We start from the raw sequence: 10,643 nt of genomic DNA on the forward strand, positions 1-10,643 counted from the left end.
TATAAATTCTGAATCAGAAACAACCACCAGTGTGACAGGGCTACATTGCATAGCCCTGTTTAAATTAACTCAACGAATTCTATGAATTGTTGTGGTAATCAAAATCGCTAAACTGGTTTGTGTGGTGGTCATAATTCACAAAAGATGTATCGCCGAAACCATAAACATTACCACCAACATCAATTGCATCGTTAGCCATTGGGAGTCCTGACGCAGGATTAGCCCCTGGAGAACTGTCAATAATGCTATTCGCATGATGATCGCTTTGTGGCCAGTACAGATCGTTACTCATCTGGTCATAGTTCGAATCAGCATAAGCTGCAGCCATCTGGCCATTCACATGGTTGATCTCAGCACACAAACCTGACCGTGAGACTGAGCCTCCATACTGCCATTTAGACTTGTCTGTAAACGACAGCACAAACGGGATTGCCATTATCGCATCGAGGCACACCACATAAAAAAGCAGTAAGAATATCGCATCCATTGTGCGTGAAGCTGTCAATGACATAGCAATACCGAGCGCAACAGCACATATATAGATGAAAACAATTACTATAAAACCACCTTTCCCAACAATCACAAGACTTTTTTCTTTACGTCTTCTTTTTAATACTAGCGCTAACACCAATACCACTAACTGCAAAAGAAAGAGAGGAAACATGAAATATGCATGTATATCAACATATACAACCGCAGAAAAAACAGCTGCAACCATCAAACTAATCACTCTAAAACCCAGTAAGTCGTGATTGGTAATCGCCATCAATTCTTATCCTTTTTAAATAGAGAGGGTGTATCCTCTACTGATTTATGCGGAATAAGCATATCTTTATCGAACAAACTTTGCCTTTCAGTTTCTGCAATCATCCCTTGCTCCTGCGCTTTGCTGGCATTTCCATGATTATCTTTCAGATTATCACGCCCTTTCTCAACCGTTCCTTTACTGGTATCAATATATTCGCCGTTTTCCGATATTTTTTCATCGACATCACTTAATTGCTTATTAACGCGATCCTGAGAGTCCTGCCTGATATTTGCGGCTTCCCCTTTATCACCAATAACACGGCTGTTATTGTCAAAAGTTTCCTGAACGGAAGGATTATTACCGGATGACACCCCTGGCATATTCTGCCCGATAGCGGCTTTATTTGAGCGGTACTGCTGTTCCAGCTGCGGTAAGACTCTTTCCTGCATGAACTCATGAACAAGCTGCTCACGCTCTGCGGCAACGTCCGGTGAACCGGTATCACTGAGTACAGCCTGCGCCCTGCCCGGTGCTTTCTGCGTGACATATCCGGTGAACATTTGGTCATAGTTCTGATCGAACTGAGCACGATGGTCTTTCGCGTACGTCGCCATCTCGCTGTACTCGCGCGCGCGCGTTTCACTGTTCTGCCAGGACTCAAACTCTTTGCTGGTTTCGCTGAGTGCCGCACCAAGCTGCTCGCTGAGATTATTGATGCCGGTGTCATTATGTGAAGCAGACAGCTTAGCCGCACTGGATTCAACGATATCGCGGGACTGGCGGAAGTCCTCAACCATCTGCGCATTTTTGTCATGGCTGTGGTCATGACGCTGCGAATTAGACTGGTTCGTTCCGTGAGAGGACTGTGTTGCGCCCGTAAACTCCAGTCCGGTATGCGCCTCTGCACTCGCACCCAGCCATTTTGGTGTGCCTACTGACCCTTTAACGCCTGCATTTGCCGCACCGCGACTGGATTTATCCATCAGTTCGTTATAGGCCGCAGACTTACTCAGGTTGTTTGCCTCGGCGTAGCGGTCGACAACCGACATCATCTTGCTGGCACCGCGTGTCATATTAGTCGTCTGCCCGGAATCGCCACTGCTTACCACCGAGTCGGTATGACCATGCTGCGAAGCAAACTGCTGCAGCTGGCTCCAGCTGGCCTCCTTGCCCTTCTGGTAGCCCGCCTGATGATGTGCCGACTGCGCGTACTGCTCGCGCGCACTGGCATTCCAGCCGGCAATTGTGGACTCCGCACCGCCGATATGGACCGCCAGTTTCGACATCCCCTCGCTGGTATTCATCACGATACCGAGGTCTTTCGTTCTGGTGAGAACGGCCCCGTTATCCAGCTGATGGCTGATATGGCCATCGCGGTGGCTGTAGTTGGTGTCCCACTTATTCCCCTGCACGTTGTCGGTCTGCATGTTATTGAAGGCGTACGTGCCGTCAACCGTCTGCGCGGACGACTGCGTGGCCGCGCCCTGCAGCGTCTGCCCCAGGTAGTTCCCCGCCTGCGACATCACCTGACCCAGCCCCTTCACCATACCCCATGCAATAAACGGAATGGAGATAGCCAGCCAGCCCGCCGTGGTCCCGATGTCCGAGTAGGTGTTCTGCACCTGGTCCATGGTCGAAAGCACCACCGGCGTGCCGCCGAGCTTATCCTTCAGGTAGAAGTTCATGGCGTGGTTCAGAATGGCAAACAGAACAGGCCACATCTGCAGGTAGGCAATGGTGTAGATATAGCCTCTCAGTACCTGCCATGATAAAGAGCTGACGACGGCCAGAATCACCAGGACCGGGAAGAGCGCAATCGTCATTCCCAGCAACACCGTGTGCATGATGGGCAGTGTGTGTGTCGCAATGCTGGCGCTCGTTGACTGCGACATGCGCATTTTGGCGAGCGACATCTCGCTGGAAATGTTGAGCATCCCCGCCGTGTTGCCGCTGTCCACCGCGTAGCTGTTTAATCCGTGGCGAATCCCGTTCATCACCACGTTGCGGCGGATAATCTCTGTTGAGCTGGCTGACGTGTTATGGAACCAGTTGTAGCTGTCGCTCAGCATTTCAGTAAAAATGGCGGCATTGCCATTATTTCCGCCGAACACCTGGTTTGTGAAGCCGTGCAGCCAGGAAGAGGCCTGCTTCATAAACGAGTTCGCATCCCTGCCGTTCAGGTCGCCGCTGTTGTTCTTCAGCCAGGCCGCCGCCGCTTCGCAGGTCATAAAGTTACGGTCGGCATCGTACAGACCACGAAGCGGACTCGGGTTGCTGAAGATAAGCGCATACGGGTCGTTTGCGCGCATCAGGTCGCCCATTGTGTACTTATGGTTCAGCTGGATATCCGCCACCACGCAGTTTTTCACGTAGTCTGTGAAAATACGCTGCGCCTCCGGCTCGGTGAACATGAAGTTGGTGCTGCCAACGGCCAGCGCGGCCCCGAACATCATTCCCGTTTTTGAGTAGGTCAGCGAATCCGGGCGCGCAAAGATGGTGTCATACACCTGGGTCATCCCCGCCCCGACGCGGGTCAGCAGGCTCGCCGGCACGGCAATGCCGGCTGGCACATTATCAATCTGGTAAATCGCCGACGGCTCGGACAGATCAATGACCTGCACATCCTCCTTAACGCCAATCAGAACGCTCACGACGAAGACGTAAAAAGCCGCCCACTTCATCAGCTCCATCAGGTCCTTGTTTTTGATGTACGCCAGCGCCGCCACCAGAATGGAAAACAGCGTGCCCATTGCCAGCAGATAGTCCGACGCGGAACTGTTGAAGAACATCGCCACGCCGTTGAACACGTCCTGGAACCAGCCGCCACCGGCGATGGTGTAGACCTCAATCACGTTTGCCATCAGTTAACTCTCCCGAACTGATAGTTGCCCATATACCGGTCGGTCATCTGGGAAGACACCTGCTGGCGCAGGAACTGAATTTGATTCTGGGCGCTGATAAGTGCGCTCTCTTTCACCTGCACGTCCATACGCAGCGTATTAAGGGCGTTGTTCGCATCACGCAGGCTGCTCCGTAACAGCGACATGCTTTCGCCCGGATAGTCCTTCCCTGCCAGCTGCGCGTTAACCTGCTTGAGGATGCCGTCCATGTACTGCAGGTAAATATCGCAGGCAATGTAGTCCGCCAGCTGATCGAACAGGCTGCGGGTTACGGAGAGAGAAGACTGGTCGATAATCCAGGTCAGAATGGGAATGGAGGTACTGTTGATGAACTTACGCTCTGCCTCCGTTAAAGCCGTGTCGGTGATGGCTTTATCCTGAATCTCCTCCAGCGTTTTACGCGTCATGCTGACCAGTGAACTGGACTCGGTAATCGTCAGTTTGTTAATGGATGGTGCCAGGCATTTGTTCGCGTTATCACACACGTAGACGTTCGCCGTGCCGCCGTTCATCATGGCGTTAAGCACCGCCTTGTCATTGGAAATCAGGCTCGGCAGGACACGCATGGTCCCTTTATTATCAAACGTCACCGTCCCGCTGACGCTCATGGCGAACTGCCGGAGTTCCTGGTTGTTACTCAGGGCGCTGTTTTCCATCGCCGCCCACATCAGGTTGATATCTTTCAGCACCTGGTCGGCCTCGCTGCCGGTCGCCTTATTTGTGACGCTGTCGTAGCTCCCACCGGTGGTACAGCCCTGACGCGACGCCGCCCAGTCGGAGAAGATGTTGTTCTGCCCGCGACGGTCTGGCATACCGCCTGCTGCGACTCGCTCCACATGGACGCCAGCCCGCCGACGATACCCTGCGCCGCCTGGCAACTGGACATATTGAACTGGTTCATGTCCGAGGCCAGCTTCTGCACGTAGTCTTTGGCCGCCGCCAGCTCCGGCACGGTGGTCTTGAGCGCTATCTCGAACATGTAGCCCGGCGAGTTGGCCATGATTTGCTTCATAAAGGCGATGAACTGGTCGGCGTTGATGAACGACAGCGCCCCCAGATATACGTCGATGCCGCCGCAGCCGGAAGAGATGCTCGGCAGGCTGATGGACACCATCTGGATATTCTTCACGCCGGTGCGGCTGTAGAACGACCCGCCCGTCATATAGCGTGCGGCCTGCCCTTGCCAGGACTTTGCAGAGGTGGCGTTCGAGGAGTAGGTCATGTCGTTGAAGAAGGACTTCATATCGCTTTCGACGCTGGCGAGAACCGGCGTGGCCAGCCCCAGAAGGAAGCTGGCTGCAAGAAGGTTTTTACGCAGCATTGCTCCCCCCGCCTTCCCTTTAAAAAGGCTGCGACCGGCACAGAAACAACGCTCATGGACTCTCTTCCCGCCAGCAATAAGCAGGCTCACCGCAAGCAATACCAGTGCGACACTGTCCAGGAATGATGTTGCAAGCTGAACGACCATGAGTGCCGTATCGTGCTTTGACACGGGTATGCACGACCATTTGATGAGCCAGGCAAACAGTATGCTGGTAAAACCAGCAATGACACCACAAAGTCCAAAAACGACAGGAACGGGTGAGCCGTCTTTAACATTCTGGTTGCTGTAAACGTATCCGGTCAGCGTCACCTCCCCAGACTCGGGAAAGCAACAGTGATGCTGTCAGCGGTTACGTGGCTGACGGAGCAGCCCGTCGCCTCAATGTACCGAATGACATCGTCCCGACAGATATTGTCCATGCCATAAGACTTCACATAATTACGAACGGCTGCTTCAATTTTTTCACGGTTCACGGGGATATCCTTATGCTTTGGGAATGCGGCTTGAAGAAGGTTTATGACGATCGAGCGCCAGCCTGAAGACCTCATCAAGACGCGAGGCAAACGTCATCTCATCCGCGAACTGCTGCAGCAGCGGGTACGTTTCCATCGTGTGGACATTGGTCAGAAAGGTGGTCGGGGTGGCCAGCGGCAGTCCGGACTGGAAGTATTCCAGGATCACATCCGGCGTCGCTGCGAGCACATTCGTGAACGCCATATCTCCCTTACCGTCCATGCTGAACGGGAAGACCGGCAACCCCGTGCGATCGGAGAAGCCCTTCAGTACCGGATCGAACTTCTGGCTGTACTCGCAGCTGGACTGCATGAACAGCACGACCGTCCAGTCCGCCAGATTGACGGTGCGACCGTCGCTCAGGCGGTGAGGGATGGTTTTCGGTGCTGACGTGACGGGTTGTGCATCAGCAGAATCGCGGGCGGCTCTGGCAGCGGCCTTCGCCGCATCCAGCGCGCGGATTTCATCTATCGTGCTTTGTCCGGCGAACGAACAGGCCGACACGGCCAGCAGTGTGCCGGCTATCAGAATTTTTGCGTTCATAAGGGGTTACTCAGTAATCGGGTTTGAAATCGGTGAGGACGTTGACCACCTGGCGGTCGAGATCATCGTGGGCCATAAAGCCCCAGGCCAGCGGCTGCCACTGGCGCGTTTTCGGGTCCACCAGGAAGGTGGCCGGGAAGAACTTCACGTTCATGGCTTCCGCCTGACCGTTGTCCACAAAGCTGCTGGTCAGCTGCTCGCTGAGTTTGCCGTCAACGGAGACGCCGGTGACGGAGATACCCCGCTCCTCGCAGTACGTTTTGATGACGCCCGCCATCAGGCTGTCCACGGCATTCCCGCCACGGTAGAAGAACATCACACCGTAGCGTTCGGCCACGTGGCTGACCGCCAGCGTCTCCTTCTCTTTCGTCATCGACTGCTGAGCGGCAGACGTACCGTTATAGTGGCTGCGCACCAGGTTGTAGTTCAGTTCAGGGAACTGCAGCAGCGCCTTCTTGCCGCTCTGCGTGAAGCCGGTCGCCTGATTTACCCAGTACTCTTTCATCACCGCGTAGCGACGGTAGTTCTCTGGTGACGGGTAGAGAATGGCGTTATCCAGCGCCTCCTGAGTCGCCTTCTGCAGCAGGGCTTTTTGCTCAGATGCGCTCAGGGGCACAGGCTGTGGTGCCGGAGCCTGCATCGCCGGAAGCGCGTCGTCATCGTCATCGATATCCGCCGGGTCCTTGTACCAGTGCCAGCCCTCTTCCAGCGCGTGACGGGGACTGATAGCCACATCCGGAGATGCCGCTACGCCCGTGGCAGTGGTGATACCGAGCGCGAGGGTCAGAAGCCGTAAACGCATCATTTACCCGCCTCCGCCATTTTGTCGGCAATCATCTGCTTCGCTTTTTCCAGCAGTTCGCTGTCTTCCGGAATGGTGGTGCCGTCCTCCAGGTCGCTGTAGAAGTTCGCAAAGTTCAGCGTGTCGAAATTAATGGACTGCAGCTCATCGATGGTGATGCCGCGACAGTTGGGGGAAGACGCGCTCCCGAAGCCAATACCAAGCTGCCCCTTACGGCCCTGGTCCTGCACAATCTGGGCAAGCTTACTGTCAAACTGACAGTAGCTCTCTTTCTTCTCAAGGCACACACCCAGCGCCTTGTGCGCACAGTACGTACCGATTTTAACCGTGAGCTTCTTCGACTTGGCCTGACCCAGCGCCTTCTCCTCCGAGCTGCAGCTGGCCAGCCCGACGTCGTTACCCCAGCCGGAGTCCTTGCAGCAGTTGCTGAACCCGGCCATCGCCTTGCGACAGCTCTGCGACGAGCCGGTGAACGCGCGTACGTCGGCTTCATTAAACTCCGCGATGTCTTCCCCTGCCGATGCAACTGCGGCCAGCGTGGACACCGCTTTGGCGAACATATTGTTGGTCCCGGTCTCGCCCTGCGCACAGCTGCCGTCGGTGCAGAAGAACTCGCCGCCACACATCATGCCGGTCCCGGAGACTTTGTTTTCACAGGAGAAGGTGGCCATCTCGGACAGGCAGACACCCGCCAGCGATTCAAGGCAGGTTGTACCGTTGACAGTGCAGGCGCTGTTGCTCATGTATTCACTGCAGGTGCCGTTATCGGCCTCCTGAGAGACATAGGTGTCCTGATACTGCCAGCAGGCGCTGTAGACGCTGTGCTCTTTACCGTTCACCACAACGGTTTTGTTGCCGCCCTCTTCGGTACAGACGCTGCCCTGCAGCACTTCTTCCTGCTTGTCAAACGGGCAGGATTCCGACCAGACCACTTCCGGCACCCACTCTTTGCCCGTCACGCGCATCTGCAGGACAATGGTCATGTTCGCTTTGGTCCCGCCTTTCAGCCAGTCAACGGTCTTTTTGGCATATTCACGACATCGTCCCTGATTTGCGGGCAGGCAGGCACCGGAGATTAATGAGCCAGACGGAGAGGCCCCGCCTTCCGTCAGGCTGGCCCCCACGGCGCCGGGTAACGTCATGGTGTGCGTCTTCCCCAGCAGAGTTTTAGCTATCCCCAGAAATTAAAGTCATAAAGATTTGCCGAATCATTAACGTTGAAGGTATAGGTCGCACTCAGGACAGTGCCCGTTGCAGGCGCCTTAAATGTGAACGTCAGCCCCTTATTGCCATCATAAACAGGCGTGAAGTCGCTGTTCGGTACCGTATAGGTTTCTGTGACCAGCGTGTCTTTCCAGCTCCCCCGATGGTTGCCGTGCGGGTACAGTACAGTCGCGCCGCAGGCGAACGATTACACTGGTGCGTGCTGATTTCTGTGAACGTCGCATTCTGCTCCTGGCAGTCATCGAATGACGGGTCAATAACGTTTTCCGCATTGTCCTGCATGTCTGTGCCAGCCGTAATAAACGGCGCGTCGAGCGAAGGCTTGTTATCCACTGGCGTGTTGAGGATGGACTCAGTGATGGCCTGCCCGACTTCTGACGTGTTCAGTTCATTCATACCCGGGCTGGTCAGGTCAATGCCCGGAGACGTCACCCCGCCGTAGTAGCCCGTTTCGGGTGGGCTGGCGGTATAGCCCGGAATGGTCTCTTCCGGCCTGAAGTTTTTAATCGCATCCGTGCCGGTGCCCTGCTGGCCTTTTCCGAACGACATACCTTCACTGAACGCATCCGCTGCGGCATAGCCTGCAAATACAAGAGTCATTCCCGCCATAACATTCATCCATGGTTTAGCCATGGGCAACCTCCCTGTTCAGCACGCTTTCCGCGAATCCCGCACAGTCACCGCTTTCAGCGACCTTTTTCAGCGCCTCGCGCAGGGTGATGTCGCCCTGTACGCGGTCAGTCGTTGTGCCACATTTCACAACAAGAGTCGGTACCGAGGTAATGCCGTAACGCCGAAACGAGACCGGGTCAATCTGCATGCCGCCCGTATTGGTCTCTTTGACCAGCTGCGCGATACGCGTACCCGTCTGGCGCATATCGCCGTTGACCATGCCCGGAGCGATACCGTCACGCCCAGGCCTGCCGCATCTTTCACCCGATTCGCGCAGGTCCTCTTCCGGCATCGAGAACGAGACAAACATCATGACAACAGGCGCGCTGTCGTCCGGCTTCGCCTGCTGCTGTCGCTTCATCGAGGCGATATAGTCCGCATCCTGTCCGGACAGCGCCGGTGGTCGGGCAAAATCAGGCGCACTGAGCACGAGGTGGCGCTCGCGGTCCATCTGCAGCATGTCGTTGAAAAAGGCTTTGTTATCGCCTCCGGCATCGGCAAATGCCGACACCGAACCGGCCAGCGCGATGGCCGGAAGCAGGGAAAGTAGCTTCATTGAATGGTCCTTCAGAGGAAAACGCAGTTCCGTTACGCCAGAACAGGTAGCCGAAGTTACGGCGAATCGTTAGTAGGTTACGTCCGGTCTCCCAGCGCATGACGCTGCGGCAACCGGATGACACTGGCCCGCGTCAGGATATTTGTTCACCATCTGATAGCGCCAGCGCTCTTTCGGGATAATCGGGGACGGATATTCAAAGCAGACAGCCGTATCCACCCCGATGGAGTTCATAATCAGGCCCTCACGGTGCAGTTTGAACGCCATACGTTCGGCGACCAGCAGCGTGGACTGCAACGGGCTGTACTCGTTGGAGGTGTAACCTGTAAACGGATACATGCTGCCCTGAGAGCCGGCACACCAGAACAGAACATCCAGTGGTTTAATGCACCAGACTGGCAGCAGCGTCTGCAGCGCAGGCGGCCTGTGCTATCGGATTATTGAACAGCACCGCTTCCGGGTTGATGATGACGCTGAGACTGCTGTCGTTCCACATCGGGTCAAGCTCGGACAGGTAGGCAATATCCAGATCCCCCCCTGAAGACAACCAGCAGACGTAATAATGTTCAGCCAGTACGTCAGCGGTATTTGTACCAGTGAACATGATAGAACGCCCCAGGTTCATCACCATCTTCCTGCGTACCCTTACCGGTTCCGACACTGCCCAGCCCAGGTTAAAACCACCCAGATTCACCATGCAGTAGGGCGAGCGGTCACATCCGCGAGCGCATCGGCTCCCAGTAGCCCATCGCCATCCCCACGCGATAGAACACGCCCATGGGGCATATCTGAATAGGGCTGGACGGATTCACGGTGTCAGGCTGTGCGCCGGATGCGACCGCCACACTGCCGATGGTCACAGGGAAAATGCACTCCAGCAGATATCGGTGATCGGATTAACAAAATTACCCTCACATTCGAGAGCGTTCGCTGATACAGATGAAGACCAGAGCAGCCCCGACATTGCCAGACACAAAACAGAAAACAGCTTTTTCATCGCTGCTCCTCCAGAGCAAAGGTATCGACGCGTAACGAACGCTTGTCTTCACCCAGCGTGACGCGCGCAGGAACTGCATTAAGTTCAAAACGCCGCGACATTGTTCCTTTCTGATCAAAAAAATGCGCTCACCCAGCGCTTTTGTGGCTTCCCGGATATCCCCGTTGACCAGAATGACGCGGTACACCACCGTGTCCGGCTTCTGGCGCTTTATCCAGGCCAGATGGTCGGGGTTATCACCGTCAATGAAATAGAGCGTCTGGTTAAACGGAACTGTGTCCAGCGGGTTCACCACGTCGCCCTTGTGCGCAAAGATGCGCCCCTGATGGTCAGCCAGATCTTCTGCGACCGTCATCGACGGATT

7 protein-coding genes and 3 pseudogenes are annotated in these 10,643 nt (G+C 55.3%); all 10 read right to left on the reverse strand.

The features are described from left to right. Window positions 1–79 precede the first annotated feature (79 nt). On the reverse strand, window positions 80–766 hold the full coding sequence (locus tag DAI21_RS22865) for a hypothetical protein (RefSeq protein ID WP_107704311.1): 687 nt from the start codon (window positions 764–766) through the stop codon (window positions 80–82). Next, complete coding sequence (traG, locus tag DAI21_RS22870) at window positions 766–3,609, reverse strand: conjugal transfer mating-pair stabilization protein TraG (protein WP_107704312.1); 2,844 nt, start codon at window positions 3,607–3,609, stop codon at window positions 766–768. Before traG ends, DAI21_RS22865 begins: the two co-directional genes overlap by 1 nt. After that, window positions 3,609–4,966 (reverse strand): annotated as a pseudogene (traH, locus tag DAI21_RS23585) (conjugal transfer pilus assembly protein TraH). The gene traG and the pseudogene traH overlap by 1 nt, the downstream one beginning before the upstream one ends. 489 nt (window positions 4,967–5,455) lie before the next feature. Beyond that, a complete protein-coding gene (gene trbB / locus DAI21_RS22880; protein ID WP_107704315.1) occupies window positions 5,456–6,028 on the reverse strand; it encodes a type-F conjugative transfer system pilin assembly thiol-disulfide isomerase TrbB in 573 nt (190 codons plus the stop codon). Between the two features lie 10 nt (window positions 6,029–6,038). Further along, a complete protein-coding gene (traF, locus tag DAI21_RS22885; RefSeq protein WP_234419537.1) occupies window positions 6,039–6,833 on the reverse strand; it encodes a type-F conjugative transfer system pilin assembly protein TraF in 795 nt (264 codons plus the stop codon). Further along, window positions 6,830–7,972, reverse strand: coding sequence for a conjugal transfer protein TraN (locus DAI21_RS23590; RefSeq protein WP_107704396.1), 1,143 nt, complete (start codon window positions 7,970–7,972; stop codon window positions 6,830–6,832). Before DAI21_RS23590 ends, traF begins: the two co-directional genes overlap by 4 nt. A gap of 133 nt (window positions 7,973–8,105) precedes the next feature. Next, window positions 8,106–8,687 (reverse strand): hypothetical protein, encoded by a 582-nt coding sequence (locus DAI21_RS23595; protein WP_107704397.1) that lies wholly within the window; start codon window positions 8,685–8,687, stop codon window positions 8,106–8,108. Next, window positions 8,680–9,282: a type-F conjugative transfer system pilin assembly protein TrbC gene (gene trbC / locus DAI21_RS22900; RefSeq protein ID WP_107704398.1), complete on the reverse strand. Its 603-nt coding sequence runs from the start codon at window positions 9,280–9,282 to the stop codon at window positions 8,680–8,682. Before trbC ends, DAI21_RS23595 begins: the two co-directional genes overlap by 8 nt. Window positions 9,283–9,293: 11 nt before the next feature. Beyond that, window positions 9,294–10,246, reverse strand: a pseudogene (traU, locus tag DAI21_RS23140) (conjugal transfer pilus assembly protein TraU). After that, window positions 10,194–10,643: pseudogene (locus tag DAI21_RS23145) on the reverse strand (hypothetical protein); the annotation flags it as partial. The pseudogenes traU and DAI21_RS23145, both read right to left, overlap by 53 nt.

The sequence above is a fragment of the Lelliottia sp. WB101 genome (assembly GCF_003051885.1).
GTDB lineage: Bacteria > Pseudomonadota > Gammaproteobacteria > Enterobacterales > Enterobacteriaceae > Enterobacter > Enterobacter nimipressuralis.

What these genes read in the sequence shown, in the direction of transcription:
- trbB (WP_107704315.1), bottom strand. Translation starts at nt 6,028, where the DNA reads ATGAACGCAAAAATTCTGATAGCCGGCACACTGCTGGCCGTGTCGGCC.
- traF (WP_234419537.1), bottom strand. Translation starts at nt 6,833, where the DNA reads ATGATGCGTTTACGGCTTCTGACCCTCGCGCTCGGTATCACCACTGCC.
- DAI21_RS23590 (WP_107704396.1), bottom strand. Translation starts at nt 7,972, where the DNA reads ATGACGTTACCCGGCGCCGTGGGGGCCAGCCTGACGGAAGGCGGGGCC.
- trbC (WP_107704398.1), bottom strand. Translation starts at nt 9,282, where the DNA reads ATGAAGCTACTTTCCCTGCTTCCGGCCATCGCGCTGGCCGGTTCGGTG.
- DAI21_RS23595 (WP_107704397.1), bottom strand. Translation starts at nt 8,687, where the DNA reads ATGGCTAAACCATGGATGAATGTTATGGCGGGAATGACTCTTGTATTT.
- DAI21_RS22865 (WP_107704311.1), bottom strand. Translation starts at nt 766, where the DNA reads ATGGCGATTACCAATCACGACTTACTGGGTTTTAGAGTGATTAGTTTG.
- traG (WP_107704312.1), bottom strand. Translation starts at nt 3,609, where the DNA reads ATGGCAAACGTGATTGAGGTCTACACCATCGCCGGTGGCGGCTGGTTC.